Annotated in this window: 12 protein-coding genes; all 12 read left to right on the top strand. The window is 62.0% G+C overall.

Going from position 1 to position 16,019, the window contains the following annotated elements:
• Positions 1–7: 7 nt before the first annotated feature.
• The 12 genes from CHB84_RS12610 (at position 8) to CHB84_RS12555 (ending at position 15,995) form a co-directional block, all read left to right on the top strand.
• A complete protein-coding gene (locus tag CHB84_RS12610; RefSeq protein ID WP_089301805.1) occupies positions 8–1,276 on the top strand; it encodes a cytochrome P450 in 1,269 nt (422 codons plus the stop codon).
• Between the two features lie 556 nt (positions 1,277–1,832).
• Positions 1,833–2,684: an MlaE family ABC transporter permease gene (locus tag CHB84_RS12605; RefSeq protein ID WP_089301772.1), complete on the top strand. Its 852-nt coding sequence runs from the start codon at positions 1,833–1,835 to the stop codon at positions 2,682–2,684.
• Positions 2,685–2,696: 12 nt separating this feature from the next.
• Complete coding sequence (locus CHB84_RS12600; protein ID WP_089301771.1) at positions 2,697–3,569, top strand: MlaE family ABC transporter permease; 873 nt, start codon at positions 2,697–2,699, stop codon at positions 3,567–3,569.
• Between the two features lie 63 nt (positions 3,570–3,632).
• Positions 3,633–4,478, top strand: coding sequence for an ABC transporter ATP-binding protein (locus tag CHB84_RS12595; RefSeq protein ID WP_089301770.1), 846 nt, complete (start codon positions 3,633–3,635; stop codon positions 4,476–4,478).
• A gap of 2 nt (positions 4,479–4,480) precedes the next feature.
• Positions 4,481–5,719 (top strand): MlaD family protein, encoded by a 1,239-nt coding sequence (locus CHB84_RS12590; RefSeq protein ID WP_089301769.1) that lies wholly within the window; start codon positions 4,481–4,483, stop codon positions 5,717–5,719.
• Positions 5,720–5,769: 50 nt separating this feature from the next.
• Positions 5,770–7,095, top strand: coding sequence for an MlaD family protein (locus CHB84_RS12585; protein WP_176439928.1), 1,326 nt, complete (start codon positions 5,770–5,772; stop codon positions 7,093–7,095).
• Positions 7,095–8,375, top strand: coding sequence for an MlaD family protein (locus CHB84_RS12580; protein ID WP_089301767.1), 1,281 nt, complete (start codon positions 7,095–7,097; stop codon positions 8,373–8,375). The genes CHB84_RS12585 and CHB84_RS12580 overlap by 1 nt, the downstream gene beginning before the upstream one ends.
• A 113-nt stretch (positions 8,376–8,488) precedes the next feature.
• A complete protein-coding gene (locus CHB84_RS12575) occupies positions 8,489–9,802 on the top strand; it encodes an MlaD family protein (protein ID WP_176439927.1) in 1,314 nt (437 codons plus the stop codon).
• An 11-nt stretch (positions 9,803–9,813) separates the two neighbouring features.
• Complete coding sequence (locus tag CHB84_RS12570) at positions 9,814–11,085, top strand: MlaD family protein (RefSeq protein WP_089301765.1); 1,272 nt, start codon at positions 9,814–9,816, stop codon at positions 11,083–11,085.
• Positions 11,082–12,386 carry an MlaD family protein gene (locus CHB84_RS12565; protein WP_089301764.1) on the top strand — a complete coding sequence of 435 codons (1,305 nt, stop codon included), beginning with the start codon at positions 11,082–11,084 and terminating at the stop codon, positions 12,384–12,386. The genes CHB84_RS12570 and CHB84_RS12565 overlap by 4 nt, the downstream gene beginning before the upstream one ends.
• Before the next feature lie 193 nt (positions 12,387–12,579).
• Positions 12,580–14,814, top strand: coding sequence for an RND transporter family protein (locus tag CHB84_RS12560; protein WP_141134666.1), 2,235 nt, complete (start codon positions 12,580–12,582; stop codon positions 14,812–14,814).
• Entirely contained in the window at positions 14,811–15,995 is a 1,185-nt protein-coding gene (locus CHB84_RS12555; RefSeq protein WP_089301762.1) for a peptidylprolyl isomerase, read from the top strand. The genes CHB84_RS12560 and CHB84_RS12555 overlap by 4 nt, the downstream gene beginning before the upstream one ends.
• The last annotated feature ends 24 nt before the right edge of the window (positions 15,996–16,019 follow it).

Here is a 16,019-nt window from a genome sequence, read left to right as displayed (position 1 = left end):
AGAGGTCATGACCGCGACCAAGCGGGACTACGACACGGTTGACATTTCGGACCCGGCGTTCTGGGAAAAGACACCCGACGAACGCGAGAGGGTGTTTTCAGTACTCCGCCGTGAACGACCGGTCTCGTGGCAGCGTCCGATATCCAGTCCCTTGATGGGCGAGGTAAACGAGAACGAAGCAGGATACTGGGCGGTAGTGCGGAACGAGGACATCGTCACGGTAAGCCGGCGGACCGACGTCTTTTCGTCCGCAAGAGGTGTGACGTTCGAGGACATGCCGTCCGAGGTCCTGGAGATGGCTAGCTCGATCCTGACGATGGATGCGCCTCGGCACACAAAAGTCCGAAAACTGATTTCCTCGACCTTTACGCCGAAGCGGATCTCCCTCATTGAGGACCAGATTTATCGTCAAGCCCACGAAATAGTACGAGGGATTGCGCATTTGGGGGACGTCGAGTTCGTTTCGGCGGTATCCGCGCGACTCCCCATGTGGACCATATCAGAGATGATCGGAATCCCTGAGGAGAAGCGTGAGGAGGTGAGAGAGGCTGCCAACCTGATGATTTCGTGGGATGACGATGAGGTCAGTGACGCACTCGACCCTGCTACTGCGATGCTTAACGGAATATCTACGCTGCACGGAGTGTGCCAGGACGTCATCGACGCTCGGCGCGCGAGCCCTGAAAATGATTTGCTGACCGCCCTTGTACAGGCAGAGGTCGACGGCGCAAGCCTGACCGACGATGAAATTCGTTCATTTTTTACCCTATTGTGCGTGGCTGGCAACGACACAACCAAGCAGACGACGACCCATACGTTGCGCGCACTGACCGAGTATCCCGATCAACGTCGCTATCTCGCCGAGGACTTCGACGGGCGAATCGATACCGCAGTTCTGGAGTTCGTGCGCTGGGCGAGTCCTGTTATGACGTTCGGACGAACGGCATTGAAGCGGTTCGAACTAGCCGGCCGGACGATCGAACCGGGCGACAGGGTAGTGATGTTCTACGCTTCCGGAAACCAGGACGAAACGGCATTTGACAGTCCGGAACGCTTCGACCTCAGCCGTGACAATCGCAATCACGTAGCATTCGGTGGCCGCGGTCCGCACTACTGCCTGGGAAGTCATCTTGCGAAAACGCAGCTAAAAGCGATCTTTTCGGAGCTTTTGACTCAGTTGCCGGATATTCGGGCTGAGGGCGAGCCCGAATATCTCGCCAGTACGTTCATCAATGGAATAAAAAAACAGCGGTGTGTATTTACGGCACAGGAATGAAATGATCGAACAGGTTCCATGGTTTCTGAGGCAGGGAGCCCGGATGTATGAGGTAGGGGTCGACGAAGGCCTGTATATGCGATTCGCTCGACGGACCGGGAAGTATCGCGCGGAACATGCGCTGCCTGCGATGGATACGCTACGAGCGCAGGATCGCTCCGGAAACGGACCGTCCTGCATATCAGGACGTGAGCATGAGTGCGCTCGGCAGACTCCACGTCATGAGGAGCGGATGACGCGGTGTGGAGCACGACTGCAGGGAGCGGCACGCAGAATGCAGACGGACGCAGCATCCGGGAGTCGGTTCCGGTGTCATCGAAACGAACCGGACGTGACGAGCCTTCGTGACCGTATGAAAAGTCGATACGCTGAATACGGGTCGAAGGCTTGGTTGCATTTGATCGAATCCGGGTCGTACCGCGTATCGGCGTGGACGTTCGCCGGCGGCGTCGATACATGCTGCGCCGGGTCAGGCATTGCCGACCGGTGTCGACGGTCTCTGCGTCCTCCGGTCATTCGTTCGTAACCATATCGAGTACTGAGTCAGGGACTGTATATGAGGGTAAGGCAAGTCGACCAGCGAGAGCAGGGTGCGCGCGGCATCAGCCGGCGGGGCGTGGGCGGTGTTCCAGAACCGGTACGCTCCATCGTCGTACAGGTCGGGGAGATCATCCAACTCGCCGCGCGTGTATTACACAGTGCACTGCGATATCCACGCGGATACTGGCGGGATGTGGTCGACGAATGCTATGTACTCGTGAAGAAGGGGCTCGTACCGTCGTTCGCTACCGTGGGGTTCTTCACGTTTGTCGTATCGGCCGGTGCGTATGGAATCCTGTCGAGACTGGGTGCGGAACACCTGATGGCGCAGTTTACGCTGACTATTTCGATCAGAGAAGTAGTAGCATTCATGGCGGCCATGGTTGTCGCGGGAATCATGGGAACGGCTATAACCGCGGATCTCGGTTCACGGGTTATTCGGGAGGAGATCTCGGCGTTTCGCGTTCTGGGTTTGGATGCCGAACGGCTGCTGGTCGTTCCCAAAATGTTGGCCCTGGTTGTGATGACAGCCCTTCTGGCAGTCGTATCGGTTGCCGCGGTGGTTGCGTGTGGCGCACTGGTGGGAACCGTTGCGGGCGACGTGTCGTTCGCAGCGTACTGGGATAGTCTGCTCCGTAATATTACGGCACCGGACTTGGTGAATCTAGCTGTCAAGACAGCGCTGATGGGTTTCGTGATCGGTGTAGTGCACAGCTACAAAGGTCTGAACGTCAGCGCCGGACCGGAGGCCGTCGGGCGTGCGGTAAACCAGTCAGTCGTGATTACCTTCATAGGAATCTTTATCGTAAACCTCGGTATGAACGCGTTTAGTCTAGCAATGTATCCCGATATGAACGTGTTGCGGTGAGAGGCATGTGCCATGAGTAATTCACGGAGTGTGGGAGGCGCTTCGGCAGCAAGGGAGCGAATAAACCAGGAAGGCAATGCATCGGACCCGTTGGACAAATTGGCGGCGTCCACAGTATCTGGACTGGATACTCTCGGTAAAATAGCCATATTTGGCTTCGGAATGTTTGCGGATCTGCCGTTCGTAGTACGGCACTACTTTTCGGAGGCGATCAGGCAAGCGGGAATATTGGTAGTTTCCAGTAGCGTGGTGCTGTGGGTATTCACGCTGACCATAGGGCTGGAAGCGGCGCTGCTGGCGCACTATATCCTGGGCAATGTCGGTGCTCAGGATTACGCGGGAATGTTCATCGCGTTCGCGGTTATGCAGGCGACGAGCGCATCTACCTTCGGCTGGATATTTGCGGCGAAGGTAGGTTGTGGTTATGCCGCCGAGCTCGGAACCATGCGCATTACTGAGGAGGTGGATGCACTTCGGGTGATGGGGATGCACCCCCGCGCATATTTGGCCGGCACGCGGCTGCTGGCGTGTCTTTTGGCTGTACCGTTCATTTTTGTCGTCACATTGACAATGATGTTGGCCGGCGGGTGGGTTATGGCGGTGCAGATATTGGGTACGACATCTAGCGGTGGTTTTCTGGACGTTCTGTGGACATTTATGACACCGTTAGATGTGTTGTTGGCATTGGTATGGTCCATGGCCACTGTGGTCGCGATAGTCGTCGTCAGTTGCTACTTTGGTTATAACGCGTCCGGAGGGCCGGTCGGTGTCGGTACTAATACTGCACGTTCGATGGCGCTTAATCTGATCGTGGCGAGTGCGTTCACGGGATTATTTTACCAGGTGTTTTTCGGTATGAACGTAGCCTTTCCCATTGCGAACTAGAATGTCACATAAGAGCCGTTTCATCACGGTTGATGAAAATTCATACAGGATCAGGTGCGTGGTATGAGTACTAATTCGGGTTTCGGGGACGGGAACACGCTGCCGCTCGGACGGTCATCCGGGACATCCACGGTACACCGGGGAGAGCTTGATCGGGAGCGGAACGTCAGCGTGCGAGATCTTCGTAAATCGTTCGGCGATGCGACGGTGATGAATGGGTTGACACTCGAGTTCGAGGACAACGCTGTCACGACGGTGCTGGGCCCGTCGGGTACGGGTAAGAGCGTGTTGCTGAAGCACATCGTAGGGTTACTGGAGCCTGATTCGGGTCGTGTGGACGTGTTCGGCAAAAACATCTGGAGCATGAACGAGAACGCTCGTGCGGAAATGCGGAAACGGTTCGGTGTCCTGTTTCAGGACGGGGCATTGTTCGGTTCCATGAACGTGTTCGATAACGTGGCGTTTCCCTTGCGTAAGCATACCGAGATGATGGAAGAGGATGTTCGGGATGTGGTGTGGAACAGTCTGCGGGAGGTAGGTCTGGAGGCGGCGGCGAATCGGGAGCCGGGCGCTTTATCTGGGGGAATGCGCAAGCGGGCGGGTTTTGCGCGGGCACTGGTGATGCAGCCGGAGGTGGTCATGTTCGACGAGCCGGATTCCGGGCTGGACCCTGTTCGTACAAGTCTGCTGAATGATTTGATCTTGCAGGTGCATGAGCAGCATCAGGGAACATACATACTGGTTACGCACGACATCGAGACAGCGCGGAAAGTCAGCGACTACGTCGCGTTGGTGTGGCAGGGAACGGTCATACACTACGGACCCACGGCGGAGGCGTTTGAATCGGACGATCCGTTCGTGCAGCAGTTTCTGACGGGATCGTCCGCTGGACCGTTAGGAATGGATTGAAGATGGCGCTGACGAAGTGGGCTGCGAGCGCGGCCGTATCGGCATTGGTACTGGTCGGTGGCGGGGTGGTGCTGGCCACGGGTGTCGGGGACGAGAGTTACGAGCTCCGGACGGTTATGGGCAACGCAGCCACACTCAAGAAGGGGACTCCGGTACGGATCGATGGATTCGATTCCGGGATGGTGACCTCGGTATCCACCAAGGATGGCGAGGCCGTCGTTGATCTTGCTGTGGACGACGAGCACGCGCCGGTGCCGAGTGGTACGGAAGTCGAGGTTCGCTGGAAGGCCGCATTAGGGGAGCGGGTCGTGGAGTTGGTGCCGGGCCCGGAGGGGAATGCGGAAATGCCTTCTGGGTCGATGGTTCCGGTCGCACGGGAACAGGTGGACGTCGATGACGTGCTGGCGACGTTGGACCCTGAGACGCGTGAGCACGTGGCCTCCATGGTGCAAGGTCTCGATGAGACGACGGGTGGCCGGGCGGAGGAAGTCAACTCGCTACTGGAAGAAGGCGGTCCGGCGGTGGACGCCTTGGGTGAGGTGCTTAAGGCGGTCGGTGAGGACGGTCATGCGATTCGGGAGCTTGTGTCGAACGTGCGAGACATGATGGAGCCACTGACGGAGCGTCAGGACGAGCTGCGCACGACGGTTACGGATCTGGCGAGCACTACGGACGCGATGGCCGTGCACCACGAGCAATTGGGCGAGGGTCTGGAACAGTTGCCCGCCACCATGGAGGAGGCATCGCGCACGCTGGATGCGGTTCCTTCCGCGGTGGACGAGACGGTTCCGCTTCTTGAGGACCTGCAAGCGGCAACGGCACAGTTGCCGTCGGCCGCGCAGCAGCTCAGTCCGTTGCTCGAGGAGCTGCGACCGGCGGTAGGCGAGCTCCGCCCCACGTTGGAGTCGGCCAGTTCGCTTTTGCAGCGGACTCCGACGCTGTTGGATAGCTCGCATGACGTGCTGCCGGGTCTGAACGAGACGGTCGATCAGGCGAACCCGGCTGTCGACTTCGTTCGGCCGTACACACCGGACCTGATGGGATGGCTGAGCAACTGGGCGGGCGCCTTCGGAAACTATGACGCCAACGGCAATGTCGCTGCGGCCGTGATTCGTGCCGGGGTGAGTAGCTTCGATGAGAATCCCGGTTTGGGACTGACGATGAATCTGGATCCCGCCCCGCCGCCAGGCAAGGCGTCGGATGAACCTTGGACGGACGCGCACGGAAGTGAGATGCGATGACCGTGTCAGTATCGAGCGGGTGGCGAAAGACGATCGGTACGGGTGTGTTGGTGGCGCTCGTCGTTGCGACAACTTTTGCCGTCGTGAGTACGAACGGCGACGATCAGGTTATGGTGACGGCAACATTCGCGGACGCGAACCCGCTCGTCGAGCAGAATCGTGTGCAGATGGATGGCGTGGTGGTTGGTGAGATCTCGTCCATCGATCTGGTGGATGAGGTCGCGGAAGTCCGGATGACCGTCGAGGACTCGGTTCTGCCACTGCACGCGGACGCCGGCGCCAAGATCAAGCCGCGAACACTGCTCGGTGAGCGATATGTCGAGCTGGATCGCGGTAGTGAGAGTGCCCCGCGCTTGGACGAGCCCTACGCGATTCCGGAGAAGTCCACGAGCAGGTCGGTTGATCTGGAGGATGTTCTCAACGAGGTCGATGATCCGACGGGCACGGCGCTGGCATCTCTACTGACGACGCTGGGAGAAGGTACCGCGGGACAGGGCGAGAATGTCGATGCTGCGTTGCAGGCACTGGAACCTGCGATGCGGGACACCGAGAAGCTTGGCAGTGTCCTGGACGAGCAGAACGAGGTGCTTGGCGAGCTCGTCGACAAGACCGCTCCGGTAGCCGAGTCGCTGGCCGGCGACCGAGGTGAGCATCTGGACCAGCTGGTCGAATCGACGGAAACGTCCTTGTCGGCCGTGGCGTCGGAACACGCCGCGGTGGACAGCACACTGCGTCAGCTTCCTGAGACTCTGCGGCAAGCTCAGAAGACGCTGGCAGAGCTCTCCGGAATGAGCGAGGAGACGACCGAGACCCTGCGAGATGTCCGTCCGGTTACGGGCAATCTGGAGGAGATCACAGCCGAGCTGGACCGGTTTGCGGAAGCCGCTGATCCCGCCCTGGCGGCGCTACCACCGGTGCTGGACCGGGCGGAGACGTTGTTCGAGCAGGCACGGCCGCTGGTGGAAGACCTACGCCCCGGTGGACAGGCGTTGGAGAGCGTGAGTGGCTCCACGGACGAGTTGACCGCGGCACTGACACCAGAGATCACTACCGTGCTCGATTTCGTCAAGTTCTGGGCGCTGAGCACGAATGGGCGCGATGGTGTCGGGCACTATTTCCGTGGCGTTGTTGCGAATACGCCCCAAGTGCTGCAGCAGATTCCCGGCACGCCGCTCGGCTTGGGTAGCTCGGGTGAAGATGCTCAGCACACCGCGGCAGGAGCGACAGACAGCGAGAGTTTCTCCGCCGAAGATGCGGGTCAGGACCGTTCCGACCATCAGTCGGCAGATCGTGACAAGGAAGACGCGGATAGTGCGACCGGGCTGGGTGAAAAGCAGGAAGAGGCCCTGCTGGAACAGTTCCTGGGAGGTAACTGATGGCGGCGGTTACGGGGCGAACGACGCGGTCGTTCATGGTCGGCGCTCTGGGCTTGGTGGCTGTACTGGTCCTCGTGTACGTGGCGGGATCGGCGCAATCAGGACTGCCCTGGCAGGAGACCAGCAACGTCGAAGCCGAGTTCGACGACGTGGCCACACTCGAACCAGGGTCCGAGGTCCGAGAGAACGGTGTGCGTATCGGGCAGGTCAGTGATGTGTTCCAAGATGAGGTCACAGTGGCAACGCTCCAGCTTGACGGGGATGTGCCGGTCTACAAGGACGCCCGCGCGATCATTGCCGACGAGTCCGCCCTGGCGAACCGCTTTGTCGAGCTTCATCGCGGCAGCGAACAGGCCGGCGAGCTCGGGAACCATCGGATCCCGGTCGACCAGACCGTGGGTGCGACGGATCTCGCCGATCTCCTGGACGTTTTCGATAAGCAGACGCGGGACCAGATGACCAGCGCATTGCGCGAGCTCGGCGGCGGCGCGGCAGGGCATAGCGAGAACCTGCACGACCTGCTCAGCGCGGCACCCGACCTGCTCGAAGACGGCGGGGAAGTGACCGCAGCGCTGGCAAGTCCCGAAGCGGAGTTGCCAGCGCTGCTGCACAACGTGGAAAACCTGGCGAATGAGTTTCACGGGCGCGAGCACCAGATATCCGGAATGGTCACGCAGCTCGACGACACGCTCCGTGCGGTCAACGTCGACAGTACTGAACCCTTGCGGGACACACTGACGGAGCTCCCGGACACCCTCGAAGACGTGCGCACCGAGGTGAGTACGCTCGACCAGCCGCTGACTGATGCCCGGGTGGCGGTGAGCGGAATGCGCGAGGGTACCGAGTCGCTCGGGCACGCAACACCGGATCTTCGGGGCTTGTTGACAGAGTCGATCGAACCGCTGGACAAGATCCCCGGTGTGGCCAGCAAGGCGACACCCGCAGTCGAGGATCTCACCCAGACAGTGGCAGACCTGCGACCGCTGGCGCCGCGACTGTCCGAAGGACTGCTCGACGCGGCACCACCGCTGGAAATCCTAGCGCCGTACAGCCAAGACATCGTTACGTTCTTCCAGCGTATCAAGAGTTTCGTATCGCAGTCTGTCGGCGACGGTCGGCACGTCGCACGGTTGGGTCTCGGGTTCTCTCATCTCTCGACGGTAGCCGGGGGTGCCATCGAGGATCCCACGTTGCGGCGCAACGTCTACCCCGAGCCGGGCGAAGTCGACCACAACCAAGCCGAATCGCTCGTCGAATCGGAGACAGGAGGATCCAATTGATGCGTGGCCTCCGACAGCCAACGTTGCCCCGGTCGTCCTTAACGCTCGGCGTCGTACTCGTCGTTGCGCTGGCTGCTGCGTACGTTCTGGCCTACTCGAAAGACCAAATAGGGATGACGTTACGTACAGGCGAGACTGTGACCGCCGAGTTCGACGGTGCTCCGGGCCTCGATCCGGGCGTGAGCGACGTGAAGGTGGCCGACGTCATCGTCGGGACGGTCGGGGACGTCGACCAGACCGAGCAAGGCGGGGCCCTGGTGTCGATGGACGTGGATGCCGGAGTGGTGGAGAAGCTCGGGCGTGCGCCGTCGGCGCGCATCCGTGCGACAACCTTGCTCGGCGGCAGACATTACGTGGACCTGCAACCGAGTGGCGACGGCGAGGTGTTCACCGGGGAGACGATCCCGTCAGAGCGCACCAAGCTCCCCGTCGCACTCGACGACGTACTGAGTGCTGTGCCGCCACCGGCGCAAGACGGTGTGCGGACAACGGCGCGACAGCTGGACCGGACGTTGGAGCAGGGCGGTACGGAGGCCATGCAGCGGGCGTTCGACGAGGCGCCTGAGGTGCTGAGCCCAGCGGGTTCGGTGCTGTCCGCGGCTCAAGGCCGGCGACCAGGACGGGACTTGAGTGAACTGGTCACCAACACCAACGCCATGGCCGACGTGCTGACCCAACACGATGGGCAACTCGGGGAGATCGTCGACTCGTTCGCCGGCGTGAGCTCTTCGCTGACAAGCGAGAGTGAATCGTTGGCCGAGGTCACGCGAGGCATGCCGGACACCTTGTCGAGCACGAGGGCTGGACTCCGCTCGCTACGTGGGACACTCGGCCGCCTCACCGACACGGCAGGCAAGGTGCGGCCGGCGGCGCGGGAACTAGAACCGTTCCTGCGTGAGCTGGACAGTGTGTCCCGGCAAGCTCGTCCGGTCGTCAACGATCTCGTGCCGGTACTGGAGCGAGCACGCCCGGTCGTAGATGAGCTCGTACCGACATCCGAACATGCGACGGAAACCTTCGATAACATCAGCGGACCGGTTCTGGAACGGGTACGAGGACCGATCATGGACGCGACGACCTCGTCATGGCAGGGAACCGGCCACTATGAGGGTGGTGGCAACGGGCACAAGTTCTACGAGGAACTCGGCTACCTTGCCGCGCGGACCGCACACCTGTCGCACTATGGGGACAACAACAGCCAGATAATCGCGCTGGGCGGTGGCACCGGAATCAGTGGTGTCGGTGGCACAGGCCTCGGACTCCAGGACTTCCTTCAACTCACGGGGTCGATGCCTGTCGCCGGTGATGAAGGTGTCGCGGAACAGGACGTCGCCGGCGACGCTGTCCCGCGCCCGGACGAATCATCATTGCCCCTTCCGGACGGTACCTCACCGCTGCTGGGCGGCGAAGGCGGAGCGAGTGAATAGGAGATGGCATCATGAAGACGAGATTCTCACTTCGCCGCAGCTGGCAACGCCTTCGCACCATTCCCGGTCTGGGCCGCAATGTGACTGCATTGGCGAGCCTCGTGGTGTTGGGGCTGGCGGCACTGACGTTCCTTCTGGGAAATCTGAGCTTCATACCCCCCGGGGCGGACAGGTACGAGTTCTCGGCTGACTTCGCGAAGGCATCTGCCGTCAACGTGTCCCACGACCCGCCGGTACGTATCGCCGGAGTCGAAGTCGGCGTCGTGACAAACAGTGAGGTGACGTCCGACGGGAACGCACGATTGACATTCTCGCTGGAGCCGGGGCACGAGATACACGCCAACGCGCGGGCTGTACTGCGTTCTAAGAATCCGGTCAACGAAATGTATGTCAATATCGACCCAGGCGGGCCGCCGGCTGAGTCGCTCGAGCAGGGCGAAGTCATACCGGTCGGGCAAACTGAGCGACCAGTGCAGCCGGACGAGGTACTCGAGCATCTCGATACCAGAACACGCGACGCGGTAACCAACCTGCTGGCGACATCAGATGTCGCTCTTGCCAACGCACCGGAAACCCTTCCGGACGGCGTGAACGCGACGACAGACGCCATGATCTCGTTCAAGCCCGTGGTGGCGAAACTCGACGAGCGGCGGGACAAGATCAGTAAGCTCGTCACCGCGTTGTCGCGTATCAGTACCGCGGTCGGTGGCAACAACGAACGGCTGACGGAACTGGCGAACTCGTTGCAACGGACGTTGGGAACATTATCGGAACGCGACCAGGAACTGCGGAAGACGCTCGCGGAGCTTCCGGGAACGACGGACGAGCTGTCCCGTGCCATGACGAGTGTGGACAGCTTGGCGGGAGAACTCGATCCGACATTGGAAAGCATTGATGATGTCGCCGATGAGCTTCCGAATACCCTGGGACGGGTCCGGGAAACGTTGGATACGGCGGGCAACACGGCCGAAGCCGCCGGGCCGGCGATCGACCAGGCAGAGCCGCTGCTAGAGGATCTCGATCCGCTGGTCCGTGACGTTCACGGTGCTCTTGACCACTTGGAGCCGGTATCGGGCAACCTCGACCCGGTCACGGAAGCGGTCGTTCCCTATCTCAATGACCTGCAAGCCTTCGTGTACAACACCTCGTCGGTGTTCAAGTATGCGGACGGCCAGGGTGGTTTGGTTCGCGGCCACGTGACGGTCCCGCTGCCGGATGGAGGGGTCATTCCCGGATCGCAGGGTGGCGAGCCCGGGCCGGACGCCGAGGAAGGGGGTCAATGATGGACGATAGTCGAGCGAGCCTGGCGTGGAAGAGCGGAGCCCTGGTGGCCTTCGTCATTGGCTGCGCACTCGTGTTCGGGTTCCTGTTGTCCGGTACCGGCTCCAAGTTGCCCCTCACCGGAGACGATTATCGTGCCTCGTTCGTGACCGAGGATGTTCTGAATCTGGTTCCTGCCGGCGAAGTCCGGCTGGCCGGCGTCGATGTCGGCCAGGTCGAGGAGGTTGAGAACCTTAGCGACGGCGGAGCCCGCGTAGAGTTCAGCCTGGACTCTGAGGCAGCACCGTTGCATGAGGGTGTTGAGGTGCGTGTGGGCGAGCGATCGCTCGTCGGCGAGGGCTACGTCAAGGTGACGGCGGGGGACGGGGCGGAATTGGATTCCGGCACGCAACTTCCTCCGTCGGCCGTGCAGCCGAGCGTACAGCTGCACGACGTGCTCCGTAGCCTGGATTCCGAGACGCGCGAATCCTTGGGCGGTCTGTTCCGGACGTTAGGTGAGGCAACTGACGGCTCGCACGGGGATGTTGCGAAGATGCTTGAAGGCATGGGCGATCTCGGCAGAGAAGGGCACACGGCGATCGATGCGATCGCTGCACAGTCCGAGGACCTGACGGCTCTCACGCGTGAAACCTCGGCGGTACTGGAGGCGCTGAATACGGGTGAGGGGCAGATACAGACTCTGGTGGAGAGTGCTGACCGGCTGACCTCGGCGACCAGTGGGCATTCGGAGCAGCTTGAGCAGACCATGCGGAGATTGCCTGGTGTTCTGGAACGAACACAGGTCGCGTCGACGGAACTGGCTGATCTTTCCGGAGCGCTCGTGCCGGTGGCCGCGGACTTGAGGTCAGCGGCTCCGGACGTCAATACGGCGCTGAAGCAGCTCCCGGAAACGACGGAGGACTTGCGGGGCTTGCTTCCAAGTCTCGATTCGACGTTGGTGGATGCGCCGGCGACACTCGAACGTCTACCGCGGTTCAATCAGGATCTGCGTTCGATGGTGCCCCAGCTGGAGACGATGCTGTCGCACGTGAACCCGATGCTGGACTACATCGAACCGTACGGCCATGAGCTAGCCGCCTTCTTCACCAACTTCAGTGGGATCCTTGCGCATACGGACGAAGAAGGTATCAACTATCTCAAGATTCAACCGTTCGCAGGCCACGCTCAAGCGCCAGTAGGAAGTCCTTTCACGCTCCCCGATCCTCTCAGTGACCACACACCGTACCCGGCCCCCGGGACGCTTGAGGAGCCAGGAACGGGACAGGGTTTCGAAAAGGTGCGTTCGCAGTCCGACGAAGAGTGACGCAATCAAGAGGACGATTGATCTCCGGTGAAGAAGCGCGGCCTGCTTCCGACGATCTCCTGCGCTCGAGGCCGGGCTATGGGTAGTGGAGGCACGTTGGTGGAGCCTCGTGATTCGAGAGCGTAAGGACCCAGACACGGTCGTGGGCCGGGGTCCGCGTACAAGGGGCCGGTTAGTGGCCGTGGTGGCACTCGTGTTGTTGGTTTCCGGCACAGGGTTGGCCGGCCTGCTGCGCTTCCAGGTGGATACTGACGCGAAGTCGTTTCTCCCGGCGGGTGACCCATCGGTTGAGGCTCTGGAGGAGCACGCGAGGTCGTTCGGTGGTGAACCGATCGTGGTTATCCTCGAGTCGGGTAACGCGCGGGAGCTGTTGCTCGACCAGGAGCGGATCGGTGCGTTACTCGGTCTGGAAGGTCAGCTGTCGGAGCTGCCAAACGCTGCGGCCGTGTACGGTCCCGCGACAGTGCTGAATCAGACGGCTGTCTCGGCGCAGCAGATGCTCGCGCGGATAGCGGGACGACGGGATGTGATCCGTGTCGAGGCAGAGGAGGAGGCGCGTTCGGAGGGACTTGGTGCCGAGGAGGCGGGCGAGCGGGCGGATCGTGCTGTGGCCGATTTCGAGGCCCGTTACGGCTCGCTGCTGCTGAAGGGCTTGCCCGCCGGTCTCCCGACGCTGCACAATGCTCAGTTCGTCGACAACGTCGTCTATAACGATTCGGGTGAGCCGCGTTCGCAGTGGCGGTTCGTCGTTCCTGGTGCGGACAACCTGGCTGTGTCGATTCGCCCTCGCGAGAATCTGGATCAGGGCAGTACGCAGGAGCTTGTCTCCCGGGTCCGGTCGGCCGTCGAGGATTCGGACCTGGAGTTCTCCGACGTCACGGTCACCGGAACGCCCGCTGTGACGGCGGGTGTGGCTCACCAGGTCACGCGGGAGCTGCCCTTACTCGGTGGGTTGGCTGTGGTCTTGTTGCTGGGACGGTTCCTGCTGGTTCCCACCCAGTCGGGCTGGATGCGCCGGCTGTGGCCTCTTGCCGCCGGGCTGATCGGTACCGCGGCCACGCTGTCCATCTTCGGGTGGCTCGGGATTTCGATGTCGTTCGGAGCGATCGCGCTACTGCCACTTCTGCTGGGTGTTGGCACCTCGTTCCCGCTCTATCTCCAGACGCGCACCAGCCGACGCCGCGTACTCGTGACGGCGTGCGCGACCGCAGCCGCGTTCGCCTCCCTGCTCCTGTCGCCACTCCCGTTCGTCCGGGAGCTGGGCATGGCGTTGTCGGCCGGTGTGCTCTTGACGGCTCTCACGGGGCTTGCCGTCGGTCCGCAGCACGATGGCTCAACTGTCGATCGCGCCGGCGACGAACCTGCCCTGAGTCGGGCATCTTCGCTGCGAAAGTGGCGCAAGTGGTCGGTACTCGCCGGCGTGCTCGCCCTTGCGGGGGGTGGTTGGGCGACGCTGCCCGGAGCATCGATCGAGGCCGACCCTCGAGAGCTGGCGAAAGGAGTGCCCGCGATCGAGGATGCCCAGCACGCTGAGCAAGTCCTCGGCTCGTCCGGGGAGCTCAACGTGGTGTTGCGTGGCCCGGATGTGCTCAGTACCGAGGCGCTCGACTGGTCGAGGAAGGCCGAATCCGAGCTGCTCGCCGCGCACGGTGACAGTATCAGTCCCATACTCACGGTGTCCGGGCTGTTCCAGTTCCTCGGCGCCTCTCCGACTGCGGACGAGATCCGGGCGGGGATGGAGATCGTTCCGCAGTACCTTACCAGCGCGGTGGTTCGCGGCGACGGCAAGAAGTCCGTGATGAACTTCGGTATCAAGATCCAGGACCTCGGGCAGCAAGGAGAGTTGCTCGCCGATATGCGCGAGACGTTGCCGCCCCCACCACAGGATTACACCGTGGAGCTCGTGGGGTTGCCGGTCGCGGCCGACCGCGCGTACACGCTGTTGTCCGAGAATCGGTACATCTCCAATACCGCTGGTATCGCCGCTGCGGGTGTGGTGCTGCTGGTGGGTCTGCGTAGACGCGTCGACGGCTTGCGCGGTGTACTGGCAGCGACGATCGCCACGGGCTGGGCATTGGGAGCGCTGTCCGTAACGGGTATCGCACTCACCCCGCTGACGGTGATGCTTGGTGCGATCGCGGCGGTGTCGGCGTGCGAGTTCACGGTGTTGCTCGCGGCTGGGCGTCGACTCGCGTCGTCGAGGACGCGGCGGTTGGTGACGTGGGCCGCGGTGACCTCGGCGGTGGGCTTCCTGGCGTTGGTTCCGTCCTCACTGTGGTTGTTGCGGGAGTACGGGCTCGTGCTCACCGCAACTGTCCTGCTCTCCTACGTCGCTGCCAGCGCCGTTGTCCGGTTGCTGCCCGTATCCGTGGATCGGGGTCGTGCCACTACCGTGCCGGCGTTGGCACACAAGGAGGTTTCCGCATGAAGTTCCTGAGGGGTCCGCGTGGCCGTGCCGGTGGCGCCGAGGCATCGGAGCCGGAGAGGGTCGGAGATGACGGCATCCGTGGGCAGGAGACCGATGGCGCGGACACTGGCATCGACACTGCAGGGGTCACCGCCGGTCAGGAACGGACGGCTGCCTGGTGGCGGTCGACACTTCCGGGGTCCTTCCGCGTGCGCGTGGCTTTCTGCACGTTGCTCGTCCTGGTCATCGCTGCTGGGAGTGCCGTCGTCGTCCATGATGTCGTCAACCGGCTACCCGGCGACGCCGCGCTCCGGGTAGGCGAGGAGGTCGTCACCGAACAAGAGCTTCAGCAACGCGTTGAGGTCCTCGGTGGGCTGTATGGCGTCCAACCGCCCGAGGACCCGGACAAGCGCGACACGTTCAACCGAGACGCCGCCAAGTCCGTCGCGGTCAGCAAGATCCTGGACCGCACGGCCCAGCAGGAAGGTATCGAGGTCGGGGAGAAGGAAGCTCGCGACCAGTTGGCGACAGTCATCGACGAGAACTTCCAGGGCAAGCGGGAGGCCTTCACACAGATGCTCGGCGAGCAGGGAATCTCCGAACAGGATGTACTCGACGAGATCTCGCGGCAACTGCGCAATACGCGGATGTTCGCCAAGGTGACGGAGTCGGCGGAACAGGCAACGGACGAGGACGCGCGCACGTACTACGAGGAGAACGACAAGGAGATGGTCTCCCCGGAGCAGCGGCGCATCAGCAATATCGTACTCGAGTCACAGAAGGCTGCCGAGGACGTCGCGAAGCAGGCCAGAGGGGGAGCGGACTTTGCCGCGCTCGTCGAGGAATACACCATCGACGAACAAACCAGGAACGAGGGGGGCGACCTTGGTTGGGTGAAGAAGCAGGATCTCGAATCTGACTACGCCGGGGCCGCGTTCGGGGCCGAACCCGGCGACGTGTTCGGACCGGTCCAGAGCCAGGGCGGATGGAATGTCGGCAAGGTCACCGAGGTCGAGGAGGCCACACAGTTGTCTTTCGAGGAGGTCCAAGACGACCTCAAGGCGCGACTGGACAGGAATGCGCAGGTCGAGCTGTGGCGCGAGTGGCTGGGCGACAAGATCGCAGCCGCTGATGTCGAGTACGCATCGCAGTACCGCCCGGACGACCCCGAGGCACCCCCAGAGGATCTCACCAATCGCTGAGCGCGTGGATACGGACACGAGGAG

Origin of the sequence: Haloechinothrix alba (assembly GCF_900188115.1) — a bacterium.
Lineage (GTDB): Bacteria > Actinomycetota > Actinomycetes > Mycobacteriales > Pseudonocardiaceae > Haloechinothrix > Haloechinothrix alba.
The sequence above is the reverse complement of the archived record's forward strand: the minus strand, read 5'-3'. Positions and strand labels throughout refer to the sequence as shown.